The sequence below is a fragment of the Streptomyces sp. NPDC031418 genome (genome assembly GCF_055581605.1).
This window is the reverse complement of the sequence record NZ_JBVIJC010000010.1, coordinates 1-15,502: the sequence shown is the minus strand read 5'-3', so window position 1 is coordinate 15,502 and position 15,502 is coordinate 1. Positions and strand designations below refer to the sequence as shown.

The 15,502-nt window shown below is 71.8% G+C and carries 8 protein-coding genes and 1 pseudogene; 5 read left to right on the top strand and 4 right to left on the bottom strand.

All coding sequences use genetic code 11. The annotated features are described in order from the left end of the window. Nucleotides 1-43 precede the first annotated feature (43 nt). Entirely contained in the window at nt 44-3,046 is a 3,003-nt protein-coding gene (gene fxsT, locus ACZ5CZ_RS16030; RefSeq protein ID WP_385840030.1) for an FxSxx-COOH system tetratricopeptide repeat protein, read from the top strand. 147 nt (nt 3,047-3,193) lie between these two features. Here the strand turns inward: fxsT and ACZ5CZ_RS16025 are convergent, their stop codons facing one another. From ACZ5CZ_RS16025 to ACZ5CZ_RS16010, 4 genes are all read right to left on the bottom strand, one after another. Continuing rightward, nucleotides 3,194-6,970, bottom strand: a complete 3,777-nt coding sequence (locus ACZ5CZ_RS16025) for a multifunctional oxoglutarate decarboxylase/oxoglutarate dehydrogenase thiamine pyrophosphate-binding subunit/dihydrolipoyllysine-residue succinyltransferase subunit (protein WP_385840029.1) — start codon at nt 6,968-6,970, stop codon at nt 3,194-3,196. Between the two features lie 300 nt (nt 6,971-7,270). After that, complete coding sequence (locus tag ACZ5CZ_RS16020) at nt 7,271-8,395, bottom strand: HAMP domain-containing sensor histidine kinase (RefSeq protein WP_385840027.1); 1,125 nt, start codon at nt 8,393-8,395, stop codon at nt 7,271-7,273. Next, nucleotides 8,392-9,132, bottom strand: a complete 741-nt coding sequence (locus ACZ5CZ_RS16015) for a response regulator transcription factor (protein ID WP_385840026.1) — start codon at nt 9,130-9,132, stop codon at nt 8,392-8,394. The genes ACZ5CZ_RS16020 and ACZ5CZ_RS16015 overlap by 4 nt, the downstream gene beginning before the upstream one ends. A gap of 148 nt (nt 9,133-9,280) precedes the next feature. Then, nucleotides 9,281-9,958, bottom strand: coding sequence for a spermidine synthase family protein (locus ACZ5CZ_RS16010; protein WP_468943139.1), 678 nt, complete (start codon nt 9,956-9,958; stop codon nt 9,281-9,283). A gap of 170 nt (nt 9,959-10,128) precedes the next feature. Between ACZ5CZ_RS16010 and ACZ5CZ_RS16005 the strand changes: the two genes are divergently transcribed. The 4 genes and pseudogenes from ACZ5CZ_RS16005 to ACZ5CZ_RS15990 form a co-directional block, all read left to right on the top strand. Further along, nucleotides 10,129-10,956 (top strand): rhomboid-like protein, encoded by an 828-nt coding sequence (locus ACZ5CZ_RS16005; protein WP_385840024.1) that lies wholly within the window; start codon nt 10,129-10,131, stop codon nt 10,954-10,956. A gap of 149 nt (nt 10,957-11,105) precedes the next feature. Beyond that, a complete protein-coding gene (gene lon / locus ACZ5CZ_RS16000) occupies nt 11,106-13,541 on the top strand; it encodes an endopeptidase La (protein ID WP_468943136.1) in 2,436 nt (811 codons plus the stop codon). Between the two features lie 93 nt (nt 13,542-13,634). Beyond that, nucleotides 13,635-14,606 (top strand): serine/threonine-protein kinase, encoded by a 972-nt coding sequence (locus ACZ5CZ_RS15995; RefSeq protein WP_385840022.1) that lies wholly within the window; start codon nt 13,635-13,637, stop codon nt 14,604-14,606. A 138-nt stretch (nt 14,607-14,744) separates the two neighbouring features. Then, a pseudogene (locus ACZ5CZ_RS15990) lies at nt 14,745-15,502 on the top strand (hypothetical protein); the annotation flags it as partial.

The following is a 15,502-nucleotide window of genomic DNA, read 5'->3' as shown; positions in this document are numbered from 1 at the left end:
CGGCTGCCCGTGAGGCCGGCAGCCGCCGGAACAGGGAGCGGCGATGGCGGAACAGCGGCGACCGGTCGCCACGGACGCGGCGGCACCCGAGCATGTGCTCGTGGTCTTCCCGGGCTACCACCGCTCATGGGCGGCATGGATCGCGCAGTGCCTGGAACGGCACGGGCGCCGGGCCACCCTCCAGCGCTGGGACCCGCCGCGCGAGGTGGCGCTGGAGGACTCGCTCGGCGATCTGCTGCTGGCCAGCGGCCAGGTGCTGCTGGTCCTCAACGACTGGTTCTTCGAGCTGGGCCCGCGCCCGCCGGGCGAGTGGAACGACGCCCTGCGCGGCTTCGTCGCCGCGCACGCCGACCGGTTCGCCGCGGTCAACCTCACCAACCGCCCGCTGCTGCCCGCCACCGCCGTACTGGAACCGGCCAGCCTGTGGGCGCTGAGCGAGGAGGCCGCCGAGGAACGGCTGCTCCGCCGGCTCGGCATTGAACCCCTCGCCCGCCCGCGCCCGGTGCCGGGCCGCATCCGCTACCCCGACGAGCGCTGCGAGATCTGGGGCGAGGTGCCCCGCCGCAACCCGCGCTTCACCGGCCGTGACGACCTGCTCGGCGAACTCCAGCAGCGGCTCGCCGACGCCGAACGCGGAGCCGCCGCCTGCACCCTGGTCGGCATGTCCGGCATCGGCAAGACCCAGCTCGCCGCCGAGTACGCGCACCGCTTCAGCACCGACTACGACCTGGTGTGGTGGGTCAACTCCGACGACCGCACCATCCAGCGCGACCGCCTCGGCGAACTCGCCGTCGAACTCGGCCTGCGCGCCGGCAGCGAGCCCGGCGAACGCATCCGCGCGGTCCGCAACGCACTGCGGCGCGGCGAGCCGTACGGGAACTGGCTGGTGGTCTTCGACGGCTGGGACGACATCGAGGGCGTGAGCGGGCTGCTCCCGCAGGGCACCGGGCACGTCCTGATCACCTCCCGGAACCGGGGCTGGAGCGAGCACACCGACGTCCTGGAGATCCCCGCCTTCCTGCGCGCCGAGTCCACCGGCTATCTGATGCGCCGCGCCCCGCACATCTCCGCCCGGGAGGCCGACGAGGTGGCCGCCGAGTTCGGGGACGTACCGCTGCCGCTGGTGCAGGCCGCGTCCTGGCTCGGCGAGTCCCGGATGGAGGTCGCCGAGTACCTGCGCATGGTGCGCGAACGCCGGCTGTCCACCGTCGACGAGCCCGTCACCGGCGAGGGCTTCCCGCAGTCCTCGCTGACCTCCTGGGCCATACTGCTCAACCGGCTGCGCCGCTCCCAGCCGCAGGCCATCGACGTGCTCGGACTGTGCACCTCCTTCGCCCCCGGCCGCATCCCGCTGGGCCTGATCCGCGCCTACCCGCGCGCCGAACTCCCCGACGAGCTGCGCTGGATGGCCACCGACCTGCCCGCCTGGACCCGGGCGCTGGACACCCTGGTCAGCTACTCGGTGCTCACCCGGGAGACCCGCGGCCCACTGGCCGCCGAGATGGGCCCGCACCAGGAGTCCGTGCACATGCACCGGCTGGTCCACGACATCGTCTCCAAGCTGACCGGCGACAGCGGCCGCGAGGTGCACCGGCGGGCGGTGCGCACCCTGCTCGCCGAGGCCGACCCCGGCAACCCCGCCGACAGCCGCAACTGGCCGCGCTACGCCGAACTCCTGCCGCACCTGTCGGCCTCCGGCGCCCTGGAGAGCCGCCAGCCGCGCGTGCAGGAACTCGTCCTGAACTGCCTGCGCTACTGCTCCCGCAGCGGCGAGTACAGCGGCGGCCTGGAACTGGCCCAGCAGGTGCGCGAGCACTGGTCCCGGTTCATGGAGCCGATCGACCAGCCGATGCTCGACCTGGCCACCCAGGAGGGCAACATGCTCCGCAACAGCGGCCGGTTCCGGGAACTGTACGAACTCCACCGGGGCGTGCTGGGGCAGCTCCAGGCCGCGCCGCGGCGCAACGAGATCGGCGAGCTGGCCAGCAAGGCCGCCCTCGCCTCCGGGCTGCGCTCGCTCGGCCGCTACCAGGAGGCGTACGACCTCCAGCGCGAGGTCCTGGAGGGCAACGAGCGGCTCCTCGGCCCGGACGAGCCGCCGACCCTGGTCGCCCGGCACAACCTCGGCGTCAGCCTGCGCATGCTCGGCCGGTACGCGGAGGCGCTGGACCTCGACCTGGAGACCCTGGCGCTGGGCGAGAGCGTGCTGCGCGCCCGGCACATCAACACCCTGCACTCGGGCAACGCGGTCACCCACAGCCTCCGGCTGCTCGGCCGCTACCGCGAGGCGCTCGCCCGCCAGGAACCCGTCGTACGGCTCCATGTGCAGGTGCTCGGCCCACGGCACCCGCAGACCCTCGAAGCCCGCTCCCAGCTGGCCATGTGCCGCCGCCGGGAGGGCGGCAACGCGCCGGACGTCGGCCCGGCCATGGCGGGCCTGCTGGACGAACTGATCCAGCTGTACGGCCGTGAGCACCACCGCACGCTGGGCTTCCTCACCAACTACGGCAACTTCCTGCGCGAACACGGCGATCTCAGCCATGCCCGGGAGCTGATCGACGAGGCGGAGGCGGGCTACCGGGCGCTGCTCGGCCCCGCGCACCCCGTCGCCACCGGCATGCTCTCCAACACCGGGCTGGTGATGCAGGCGGCCGGCGAGCGGGCCGACGCGCTGGCCATGTTCGAGGCCGCGCTCGCCGGGCTCAGCGCGACGCTCGGGCCGGACCATCCCTGGGTGCTGGGCTGCGCCCTCAACGCGGCCGGCGCGCGCAACCTCAACGGGCGGATCCCGGAGGCGGTGGAACTGAGCCGGGACAGCCTGCGCCGGGTGCGGCACATGCTGGGACACGAGCATCCGCTGACGCTGTCCTGCCAGGTGGCGCTCGCCGCGGACCTGCGCGCCGCGAACGAGCAGGAGGAGGCGGGCAAGCTGGAGGAGGACGCCCTGCTGGCCCTCACCCGCACCCTGGGCGCCCAGCACCCCCACACCATCTCCTCCCGCCAACGCATCCGCCCCTACTGGGACTTCGAGGCCTACATCGGCTGAAGCGCGCCCCAAAGGGGCGCGGGGAACTGCGCGAGCAACCGCAACCGGACCCGCAGCCGCACACGACCTCATCCCGCCCCCGGGTAGGCGAAGGGCCCGGTACCGAGTACGAAACTCGATACCGGGCCCTTACGGGGTCAGTGGGGCTTACGCCTCAAAAACCTCACGCACCAACTGCTCCTGCTCCGCCTGGTGCCGCTTCGCGGAACCCACCGCCGGGGACGAACCGTGCGGACGCGAGATGCGCCGCAGCCGCTCGCCGGCCGGGATGTCCGCGCCGACCGCCAGGTCGAGGTGGTCGATCAGGTTGAGCGCGATGAACGGCCACGCACCCTGGTTCGCCGGCTCCTCCTGCGCCCACAGGTACTTCTCGGCGTTCGGGTACTTTTTGATCTCCGCCTGGAGCTCGGCACCCGGCAGCGGGTACAGCCGCTCGATACGGATGATCGCGGTGTCCGTGACGCCCCGCTTCTGCCGCTCGGCCTCCAGGTCGTAGTAGACCTTGCCCGCGCAGAAGACGACCTTGCGGACCGCGGCCGGGTCGACCGTGCTGTCGCCGATGACCGGGCGGAACTCGCCGCTCGTGAACTCCTCCGCCTTCGACGCCGCGGCCTTCAGACGCAGCATCGACTTCGGGGTGAAGACGACCAGCGGCTTGTGGTGCGGGTTGTGCACCTGCCAGCGCAGGAGGTGGAAGTAGTTCGACGGGAGCGTCGGCATCGCGACCGTCATGTTGTTCTGGGCGCACAGCTGGAGGAACCGCTCCGGGCGGGCCGAGGAGTGGTCCGGGCCCTGGCCCTCGTAGCCGTGCGGCAGCAGCAGGACCACACCGGAGGTCTGGCCCCACTTCTGCTCGGCCGAGGAGACGAACTCGTCGACGACGGTCTGGGCGCCGTTGACGAAGTCGCCGAACTGGGCCTCCCACATCACCAGCGCGTCCGGGCGGGCCAGCGAGTAGCCGTACTCGAAGCCCATCGCCGCGTACTCGGACAGCAGCGAGTTGTAGACGTTCAGCCGCGCCTGGTCCTCGGAGAGGTACTGGAGCGGGGTGTACTCCTCGCCGGTCTCCCGGTCGATCAGCACCGCGTGGCGCTGGCCGAAGGTGCCGCGCTGGGAGTCCTGGCCCGCCAGGCGGACCGGGGTGCCCTCCAGCAGCAGCGAGCCGATGGCGAGGGTCTCGCCCATGCCCCAGTCGATGGTGCCGTCCTCGACCATCGCCGCACGCCGCTGCAACTGCGGCTGGAGACGGGGGTGGACGGTCATGTGCTCGGGCACGCTGACCTGGGACTCGGCGATCCGCTTGACGACCTCGGCGGAGATCGCGGTCGGCACCGCGACCGGGAAGCCGTCCTGCGGGGCCTCGGCGGCGCCGCCGGCGGGCTGCGCGGTGGCCTCGCGGACCTCGGTGAAGACCTTCTCCAGCTGGCCCTGGTAGTCCTGGAGCGCCTGCTCGGCCTCTTCCAGGGTGATGTCGCCGCGACCGATCAGGGACTCGGTGTAGAGCTTGCGCACCGAGCGCTTCTTGTCGATCAGGTCGTACATCAGCGGCTGGGTGAAGGCCGGGTTGTCCGACTCGTTGTGACCGCGGCGGCGGTAGCAGATGAGGTCGATCACCACGTCCTTGTTGAACGCCTGGCGGAACTCGAAGGCGAGCCGCGCGACGCGGACCACGGCCTCCGGGTCGTCGCCGTTCACGTGGAAGATCGGGGCCTCGATCATGCGGGCCACGTCCGTCGCGTACATCGACGAACGCGAGGACTCGGGGGCCGCGGTGAAGCCGACCTGGTTGTTGATGACGATGTGGACCGTGCCGCCGGTGCGGTAGCCGCGCAGCTGCGACATGTTCAGGGTCTCGGCCACCACGCCCTGGCCCGCGAAGGCCGCGTCGCCGTGGATCGCCACCGGCAGGACGGTGAAGTCCGTGCCGCCCTTGTTGATGATGTCCTGCTTGGCGCGGGCGACGCCCTCCAGGACCGGGTCCACCGCCTCCAGGTGGGAGGGGTTGGCGACCAGGGAGACCTTGATCTGCTCGCCGTCGAGGCCGGTGAAGGTGCCCTCGGCGCCCAGGTGGTACTTGACGTCGCCGGAGCCGTGCATCGACTTCGGGTCGAGGTTGCCCTCGAACTCGCGGAAGATCTGCGCGTACGACTTGCCGACGATGTTCGCCAGCACGTTCAGCCGGCCGCGGTGGGCCATGCCGATGACGACCTCGTCCAGGCGGGACTCGGCCGCGGAGTCGATCACCGCGTCGAGCAGCGGGATGACGGACTCGCCGCCCTCCAGGGAGAAGCGCTTCTGGCCGACGTACTTCGTCTGGAGGAACGTCTCGAACGCCTCCGCGGCGTTCAGCCGGCGCAGGATGCGCAGCTGCTCCTCGCGCTCCATCTTGGAGTGCGGGCGCTCCACCCGGTCCTGGATCCACTTGCGCTGCTTGGGGTCCTGGATGTGCATGAACTCGATGCCGGTGGTGCGGCAGTACGAGTCGCGCAGCACGCCGAGGATGTCGCGCAGCTTCATCATCGACTTGCCGGCGAAGCCGCCGACGGCGAACTCGCGCTCCAGGTCCCACAGGGTGAGGCCGTGCTCGACGATGTCCAGGTCGGGGTGCTTGCGCTGCTTGTACTCCAGCGGGTCGGTGTCGGCCATGACATGGCCGCGGACCCGGTAGGAGTGGATCAGCTCGAAGACGCGGGCGGCCTTGGTGACGTCGTCGTCGTGCGAGGCGTCGATGTCCCGGAGCCAGCGGACCGGCTCGTAGGGGATCCGCAGCGCCTCGAAGATGTCGTCGAAGAAGCCGTTCTCGCCGAGCAGCAGGTTGGCGACCTGGCGCAGGAACTCGCCGGAGGCGGCGCCCTGGATCACCCGGTGGTCGTAGGTCGACGTGAGCGTCATGACCTTGGAGACACCGAGCTTGTTCAGGGTGTCCTGGCTGGTGCCCTGGAACTCGGCCGGGTAGTCCATGGAGCCGACGCCCATGATGACCGACTGGCCGGGCATCAGACGCGGGACCGAGTGGACGGTGCCGAGGCCGCCGGGGTTGGTCAGGGAGACCGTCACACCGGTGAAGTCGTCCATCGTGAGCTTGCCCTCGCGGGCGCGGCGGACGATGTCCTCGTAGGCCTGCCAGAACTCGAAGAAGTTCAGCGTCTCGGCCTTCTTGATCGCCGCGACGACCAGCTGGCGGTCGCCGTTCGGCTTGACCAGGTCGATGGCGAGACCGAGGTTGACGTGGGCCGGCTTGATCAGCGTCGGCTTGCCGTCCTTGACGCCGTACGACCAGTTCATCGACGGCATGGCCTTGATGGCCTGCACCATCGCGTACCCGATGATGTGCGTGAAGGAGATCTTCCCGCCGCGGGCGCGCTTGAGGTGGTTGTTGATGACGATGCGGTTGTCGAACAGCAGCTTCACCGGGACGGCGCGGACCGAGGTGGCGGTCGGCACCTCCAGCGAGGCGTCCATGTTCTTCGCGACCGCGGCGGCCGGACCGCGCAGCACGATCTGCTCCGGGCCCTCGGGGGCCGCGGCGGCGGGAGCGGGCTTGGCCGCCTTGGGCTGAGCGGGCGCCTGTGCGGGCTGCGCCGGCTTGGCCGGGGCGGGAGCCGGAGCCGCGCTCGCGGGCTTCGGAGCGGCCGGAGCGGCGGCCTGCGGGGCAGGGGCCGGGGCGGCGGCCTTCGGGGCCGGGGTGGTGGTCTCTGCGGCCCCCGCGGCCGCAGTACCCGCCGGAGCCGGGGTGGCGGGTGCACCCGGCTTGTAATCGGCGAAGAAGTCCCACCAGGCACGGTCTACCGAATTCGGGTCCTGGAGGTACTGCTGATAGATCTCGTCGACGAGCCACTCGTTCGGACCGAACGCGGCAGCGGGGTTCTTCCCGGCTTGGTCGTCGGTGGAGACGCTCGGGTTACTGGGGGACTGTGGCGACACGGCGGCAACCGCCCTCTTCCGCTTCACAAGGTGATGGACAGCGGGAATAAAGGCTACGCCTCCATCGGCGGGAAGGTCAGGCCGAGCAAGGTCATCGTCGCGTAAGTCACATCGGAAATCTTGTTTCGGGGCTTGATATGGCGGGAAACAAGCGTGGTTCCACTGTGGGAGGGTGCACGGGCCGGGCCCGGCGCGCCTTCGTTCGAAGGGTGGCGCGGGCCTGCTCCTGATCACACGTGTCCAGCTGCGCGGAAGGGCAGCGACCGGCGTGGATCTTGTGCCTCCGGTTCGGACTTTACGTCAACTTGGTGCGGAAGTCAGTCCCGGGAGAGTGACGATGATCCGGCAGCCCCGCTCGGATTCGGCCACACCGATCCGGCCGCCGTGCAGATCCACCGCCCAGCGGGCGATCGCCAGCCCGAGGCCGGTGCCGCCGTCGCTGCCCGGGCCGTGCGGCCGGGTCACCGCACCCCGGTTGAACCGCTCGAACACCTTGTGCCACTCCGACCGGGGGATGCCGGGGCCCTCGTCCAGGACCTCCAGCTCCAGCGACTCCGGCTGCGGCCCGCGCCGCGCCCGCACCGTCACCCGGCCGTGCGGCGGGCTGTGCTTGACCGCGTTGTCGATCAGGTTGGCGACGACCTGGTGGATCCGCTCCGGGTCCGCGTGCGCGGTCAGCTCCGGCGGGGAGACGTCCAGGTGCAGATGGACGTCCGTACGCGTGTGGCGGCCGGTGTCCGAGGCCAGCCCAGCACGCGCCGACGCCGCCATGTTGGCCTCCTTCAGCACGCCCGAGAGATACGGCCACACCTCGAAGCGGCGCATCTTCAGCGGTACGACGCCGTTGTCGAGCCGGGACAGGTCCAGCAGCGTCTCCACCAGCCGGCCGAGCCGCTCGGTCTGCTTCAGGGCCGTCCGCATGGTCTCCTGGTCGGGCTCGGTGACCCCGTCGACGATGTTCTCCAGCACGGCGCGCAGTCCCGCGATGGGGGTGCGCAGCTCGTGCGAGACGTTCGCGACCAGTTCCTTGCGCTGCCGGTCCTGGGCCTCCAGCTCGTCGGCCATGACATTGATCGTCTGGGCCAGGTCGCCCAGCTCGTCCCGGCGGTTCTCGCTCACCCGGCGGGTGTAGTCGCCCTCGGAGATGGAGCGGGCCACCGTGTTCATCTCGTCCAGCGGCATGGTGAGCGAGTGCGCCACGAACTGCGTGATCAGCAGCGTGGCGATCATCGAGAAGACCGTGATGAAGCGCAGCTCGGTCTTGGTGTGCACCGCGATCATCGACAGACCGGTGGTGATCAGCACCGAGATGACGACCAGCGCGCCCAGCTTGGTCTTGATCGAGAACGGGCGTACGCCGCCCCAGGGCTCCTCCACGGGACTCCCGGGGCTCCTGGGTGCGGCCTGCCGCCCGGCACCGCTCATGGCGTCGGCGTCTCCAGCGCGTACCCGACCCCGTGCACCGTGCGGATCCGCTCGGCGCCGATCTTCCGGCGCAGCGCCTTGATGTGGCTGTCGACCGTACGGGTGCCGGAGGCGTCCGCCCAGTCCCACACCTCGGCCAGCAGCTGCTCCCGGGAGAGGACCGCGCGCGGGGTGTTCGCCAGGCACACCAGCAGGTCGAACTCGGTCGGCGTCAGATGGACGTCCTCCGACCGCACCCGCACCCGGCGCTGGGCGTGGTCGATCTCCAGCTCGCCGAGGCGCAGGATGCCGCTGCGCGGGGTGGCGGCGGCCAGCGCGGCCCGCTCCACCCGGCGGAGCAGCACATGCACGCGGGCCGCGAGTTCCCGCATGGAGAACGGCTTGGTCATGTAGTCGTCGGCGCCGACGCCGAGCCCGACCAGCATGTCCGTCTCGTCGTCCCGCGCGGTGAGCATCAGTACCGGCACCGGCCGCTGCGCCTGCACCCGGCGGCAGACCTCCAGGCCGTCGAAGCCGGGCAGCATGATGTCGAGGATCAGCAGGTCGGGCTGCCAGGCCTCGGCGGTGTCGACCGCGGCCGGACCGTCGGCCGCGGTCTGCACCAGGAATCCCTCTGCGCGGAGCCGGGCCGCGATGGCGTCGACGATCGTGGTGTCGTCCTCGACGACCAGCACCCGGCGCTGCGCGCCCGGTGTGCTGGTCGCCGCACCGCTCTGGGAGGTGTGTGTCTGCTCCATCGCCCGCCCCTGCTTGTTGCTTTCCGGAACCCGTGGGGTGATCCCATGTCTGCGATCGACGCGTGAGGACCGGCCGGGGGACCTGTTGAGAGATCCGTTGACTGATCCGCGTCAGGGCAGCACATTACGGGGACTCGCCGTGCCGTCGCTATCCAGGGCGGACGCCGAGGTGCACGGCGTCGGGAACGCCCCGGGCAACGGGGACCTCTTCGGTACGCACCTGACGGAACCCGGCATTCCGCAAGCTTCCTTCAAATTCCGGAGAGGGCTCGGCCGACCACACCGCGAGCACCCCGCCCGGCCTCAACACCCGGGCGCAGGAACGGAGTCCGGCCGGTGAGTACAGACTGCCGTTGTCCTCGGTGACGGTCCAGCCCGGCCCGTTGTCGATGTCGAGGCACAGCGCGTCGAACGTGTCCGATGTCTCATTGACGTAACGAACGAGATCGGCTTCCACGATCTCCGTCCGGGGGTCGGCGAGCGCCCCGGCGGACACCTGGGCGAGCGGCCCGTCCCGGTGCCAGCCGACGACCGCGGGCTCCCGCTCCACGACCACGATCCGCCCCCAGCGCCCGTCGGCGGCGGCGTGCGCGAGCGAGAAGCCGACGCCCAGCCCCCCGATCAGCACCGCCGGCTCCGGCCGGCCGTCCAGCGCGTCGTACGCGGCGTCGACCAGCAGCCGCTCCGAGCGGCCGTCGGAGGTGTCCATAAGAAAGCAGCCGTTGGCGATGATCTGCAACAGCGCGCCGTGTCTGCGCAGCACCACCTCGCCGTACGGCCCGTCACGCCGGTCCAGCACCACAGGAGAGTCGTCCAGGGCAGTCATGCGTCCATCCTGCTCGAACTGGGCATTTCCTTCACGGGAATTGCGGATGACGCGGCCGTGGACGCAATCGGACGGTGAGAGGTTGCTGTGAATCCGCTCTCGCGTGGCGTCGGTCATAGACAGCGGCCCGCGCAACGCTGACTGTGGGCGTAACGGAAGGAGCGCCTCAGGTGGAACGGACCGCGACGGGCCCGGTGGCGCCCGCGCTCCCGGCGGACTCGCCTCTTCCCGGCGGAGTCGTCGTCGCGGACCTGCTGGACGGCATGCCCGCCCCGCGCGCCGCGCTGGCCGGGGCCGCGGATGTGCGGAAGGCCGTGGACACGACGGGGACCGCGCAGGCCGTGGCGGTGGCTCCCGTCGTACGGCGCCCGCCGTCCGCCCTTCCGGCGCGGCTCGGGCGGCTGGTGCCGACGCCCGTCGGAACCCCGTTCACCTTCGGCTATGCGACGCTGCTGGCCGTCACCTCCGTGATCGCCATGGTGGCCGACCCCGCGCTGGTGCACGCCCTCTACCGGGACTCCAGCACGGACGTGTTCCACCTGGCGTGCTCCCCGGTGACCGTGCTGGTGGCCAGTGCGCTGTGGATCGCGGGCGGGATGGTCTCGCCGTACGCCTTCGCCTTCGTGCTGGTGCTGACCGCGCTGGAGCGCCGGATAGGCGGGGCGCGGGCGGCCGCGGTGTTCCTGTCCGGGCACATCCTGGCCACCCTGGCGACCGAGGTGCCGGTGGGCCTGGCCGTCGCCCTCGGCCACCTCCCCCTCACCTCGCTGCACCGCCTCGACTACGGCATCAGCTTCGGTGTGGCCGCCAGCACCGGCGCCCTGGCCGGCCTGCTCACCCCCTGGCTGCGCTGGCCCCTGCTCGTCTCGGTGGCCGGGCTGCTCCTGGACGACCTGGCCGCCTTCACCGATCCGATGACCGACTGGGGCCACCTCATCGCCCTGACGATCGGCGTGCTGGCCTGGCCGCTCGTCCGCCGCTGGCAGCGCCGCGCCTGAGCGCGCTCACCCCTCGCACTCCCCGAACCGCCCCCGTGGCACCCCCACCCCTGAACGTGATCGCTGAGAGCAAACACAATCCAGGGAACAATCCCCCTAGCCAGAACATTGAGTCGGTACAGCTCAAGTTACCGGCCTAAGGGGAGATCATGGCTGCTGAGTCACCGGCTTTCACTCTCGTCCTGCCCGTGCTGCCGCTCGACGACGAGGTCGTCCTGCCCGGCATGGTGGTTCCGCTGGACCTGAGCGATGCCGAGGTACGGGCCGCGGTGGAGGCCGCACAGGCCGCCGCCCGCTCCGAACCCGGAAAGCCCAAGGTGCTGCTGGTGCCGCGCATCGACGGCACCTACGCCAGGACGGGTGTGCTGGGCACGGTCGAGCAGGTCGGCCGGCTGGCCGACGGTGACCCGGGAGCCCTGATCCGCGGCCGCGGCCGGGTCCGCATCGGCGCCGGCACCACCGGCCCGGGCGCCGCCCTGTGGGTCGAGGGCGCCGAGGTCGCCGAGGAGGTGCCGGACCCGCTGCCGGGTCAGGTCGCCGAACTCGTCAAGGAGTACAAGGCGCTCGCCACCACCTGGCTGAAGAAGCGCGGCGCCTGGCAGGTCGTCGACCGGGTCCAGGCCATCGACGGCGTCGCCGCGCTCGCCGACAACTCCGGCTACTCGCCCTTCCTCACCACCGAGCAGAAGGTCGAACTGCTGGAGACCACCGACCCGGTGGCCCGGCTCAAGCTCGCCACCCAGCAGCTCCGCGACCACCTCGCCGAGCAGGAGGTCGCCGAGACCATCGCCAAGGACGTCCAGGAGGGCGTCGACAAGCAGCAGCGCGAGTTCCTGCTGCGCCGTCAGCTGGAGGCCGTCCGCAAGGAACTGCGCGAACTGAACGGCGACGCCAAGGACGCGGCCGAGGAGTCCGACGACTACCGCGCCCGCGTGGAGGCCGCCGACCTGCCGGAGAAGGTCCGCGAGGCCGCCCTGAAGGAGGTCGACAAGCTGGAGCGGGCCTCCGACGCCTCGCCCGAGGGCTCCTGGATCCGCACCTGGCTGGACACCGTCCTGGACATGCCGTGGAACGTGCGGACCGACGACAGCGCCTCCGCGTACGACATCCAGGGCGCCCGGGCGATCCTCGACGCCGAGCACGCGGGGCTCGAGGACGTGAAGGAGCGCATCACCGAGTACCTGGCGGTGCGCAAGCGGCGCGGCGAGCGCGGCCTCGGCGTGATCGGCGGACGGCGCGGAGGCGCCGTACTCGCCCTGGTCGGGCCGCCCGGTGTCGGAAAGACCAGTCTGGGAGAGAGCGTCGCGCACGCCATGGGCCGCACGTTCGTCCGGGTCGCCCTCGGCGGCGTCCGGGACGAGGCGGAGATCCGCGGTCACCGCCGTACCTACGTCGGCGCGCTGCCCGGGCGGATCGTGCGGGCCGTCAAGGAGGCCGGGTCGATGAACCCGGTGATCCTGCTCGACGAGATCGACAAGGTCGGCTCCGACTTCCGCGGAGACCCCGCCGCGGCCCTCCTGGAGGTCCTCGACCCGGCGCAGAACCACACCTTCCGGGACCACTACCTGGAGGTCGAGCTGGACCTGTCCGACGTGGTCTTCCTCGCCACCGCCAACGTCCTGGAGGCGATCCCGGAGGCCCTTGCCGACCGGATGGAGATCGTCCGCCTGGACGGCTACACCGAGGACGAGAAGATCGTCATCGCCCGGGACCATCTGCTCCCGCGCCAGCTGGAGCGGGCGGGCCTGGACCGGGACGAGGTCACCGTGGAGGAGAGCGCGCTGCGCAGGCTCGCCGGCGAGTACACCCGCGAGGCGGGAGTGCGCACCCTGGAGCGGTCCATCGCGCGGCTGCTCCGCAAGGTCGCGGCCCAGCACGAACTGGGCGAGCGGAAGCTGCCGTTCACCGTGACGGACGCCGATCTGCACGCCCTGATCGGGCGGCCGCGCCATGTGCCCGAGTCCGCCCAGGACCCGGCCGAGCGCCGTACCGCCGTCCCCGGCGTGGCGACCGGCCTCGCGGTCACCGGCGCCGGCGGTGACGTGCTCTTCGTCGAGGCGTCCCTCGCCGACCCGGAGACCGGCGCGGCGGGCCTGACCCTCACCGGCCAGCTGGGCGACGTGATGAAGGAGTCGGCGCAGATCGCGCTGAGCTTCCTGCGCAGCCACGGCGCCGAACTGGAGCTGCCGGTGGCCGACTTGAAGGACCGGGGCGTGCACGTCCACTTCCCGGCCGGCGCGGTCCCGAAGGACGGCCCGAGCGCCGGCATCACCATGACCACGGCCCTCGCCTCCCTGCTGTCCGGCCGGCCTGTGCGCACGGACGTGGCGATGACCGGCGAGGTCTCGCTGACCGGCCGGGTGCTGCCGATCGGCGGGGTGAAGCAGAAGCTGCTCGCCGCGCACCGCGCCGGGGTGACCACCGTGATCATCCCCAAGCGCAACGCACCCGACCTGGACGACGTCCCGGCCGAGGTGCTGGACCGGCTCGACGTGCACACCGTGACCGACGTCCGCCAGGTCCTGGAGCTGGCGCTCACGCCCGCCGCGCAGGACGCGACGCCGGAGGTCCCGCTGGCGGCATGACCCCCGCCCGGCACGCGGCGAGGCCCGGGTTCCCTGCGGGGACCCGGTCCTTCGCCCTGCGCGGACAAGCAGGGCACTCGGTAGAATTCAGGCGTGAGTTGGCCTCCCAGCCGGCCCTCCGGGCTGATCGGGGCCGAGATCGCGGGCTACCGCGTGGAACGCGAGCTCGGCCGCGGCGGCATGGCCGTCGTCTACCGGGCCCGGGACCTGCGCCTCGACCGGACGGTCGCGCTGAAGCTGCTGGCCCCCGAGTACACGCGCAACGACGCCTTCCGCCGCCGCTTCGCCCAGGAGTCCCGGGTCGCGGCCGCCATCGACCACCCGCACATCGTCCCCGTCTTCGAGGCCGGTGAGACGGACGGCGTCCTGTACATCGCCATGTGCTACGTCGCCGGGCAGGACCTGCGCGCGCTCATCGACCGCGAGGGCCCGCTCGCGGTGCCGGCGGCCCTGCGCATCGCCGCCCAGCTGGCCTCCGCGCTGGACGCGGCCCACGCCCGCGAACTCGTCCACCGGGACGTCAAACCCGGCAATGTCCTGGTGGCCAGGGGGGTCGACAGCGACCACCCCGAGCACGTCTACCTCACCGACTTCGGACTGGCGAAGAAGTCCCTGTCGCTCACCGGGTTCACCAGCGCCGGAGAGTTCGTCGGCACCCTGGACTACGTGGCGCCGGAGCGGATCGCGGGGCGCCCGGTGGACGGCCGGGCCGACCAGTACAGCCTGGCCTGCGTGGTGCACGAGACGCTGGCCGGCGGCCCGCCCTTCCGGCGCGACGACCACCTCGAACTGCTCTGGGCCCACCAGTACGACGCACCGCCCGGGCTGAGCGAGGAGCGGCCGGAGCTGCCGCGGGCCGCCGACGAGGTGCTGTTCCGGGCCCTCGCCAAGACCCCGGACGACCGCTACGGCTCCTGCCTGGAGTTCGTCGCGGCCCTGCGCGCCGCCATGGGGCCCGCCGAACCGCCGGTCCGGGCCGCCCGCCGTACCCCCACGCTGGTCGACCCGTGCCCCGCGGTCCCGGCACCGCCCGCCTGGGCCCGCCCGGTCCTCGCGCCCCAATAGTGTCATTTGTCCGGATCGTCAAGTCCCGAGTCCTCGGAACATGACCGGCATGGCGCCCGTCCCGCCTACTTGAAGTGCGGCCCCCACCGGAGAAACCGGAAACCGAAAAGGGCCTTACGGAACAAGTAGGAGGACACCATGAACCGCAAGATCGCGAACCGTACGGAGAACCGGACGAAGCGAGGTCTGCGCCTCGCCACGGTGGCCGCGGCGGCCATGGCCGCCGCCGGGGGAGTGATGCTCCCGGCCGTCACCGCGACGGCCGCCCCCATGCCCCAGGTGCAGACGATGGCTGTCGCCCACGACCACCACGAGCACCACCACCACCACCACGACCACGACCACCACGACCACCACGACAACGCCGACCACAAGGGCACCGGCGGCAACGGCGGCAACGGTGGTGCGGGCGGGGTCCTGGGCGGTAACGGCGGCAACGGCGGAAAGGGCACCACCACCGGCGGCAACGGCGGTACGGGCGGCACCGGTGGGATCCAGGGCGGCAACGGCGGTAACGGCGGAACCGGCGGGACGACCGGCGGCAACGGCGGTACGGGCGGCACCGGTGGTGTCGTGGGCGGCAACGGCGGTACCGGCGGGAACGGCGGGACCACCGGCGGCAACGGCGGCAACGGCGGCGCCGGGGGTGTCGTGGGCGGCAACGGCGGTACCGGCGGGAACGGCGGGACCACCGGCGGCAACGGCGGCAACGGCGGCGCCGGGGGTGTCGTGGGCGGCAACGGCGGCGACGGCGGGAACGGCGGGACCACCGGCGGCAACGGCGGCAACGGCGGCGCCGGGGGTGTCGTGGGCGGCAACGGCGGTACCGGCGGGAACGGCGGGACCACCGGCGGCAACGGCGGCAACGGCGGCGCCGGGGGTGTCGTGGGCGGCAA

What these genes read in the sequence shown, in the direction of transcription:
- fxsT (WP_385840030.1), top strand. Translation starts at nt 44, where the DNA reads ATGGCGGAACAGCGGCGACCGGTCGCCACGGACGCGGCGGCACCCGAG.
- ACZ5CZ_RS16020 (WP_385840027.1), bottom strand. Translation starts at nt 8,395, where the DNA reads ATGAGCGGTGCCGGGCGGCAGGCCGCACCCAGGAGCCCCGGGAGTCCC.
- ACZ5CZ_RS16015 (WP_385840026.1), bottom strand. Translation starts at nt 9,132, where the DNA reads ATGGAGCAGACACACACCTCCCAGAGCGGTGCGGCGACCAGCACACCG.
- ACZ5CZ_RS16010 (WP_468943139.1), bottom strand. Translation starts at nt 9,958, where the DNA reads ATGACTGCCCTGGACGACTCTCCTGTGGTGCTGGACCGGCGTGACGGG.
- lon (WP_468943136.1), top strand. Translation starts at nt 11,106, where the DNA reads ATGGCTGCTGAGTCACCGGCTTTCACTCTCGTCCTGCCCGTGCTGCCG.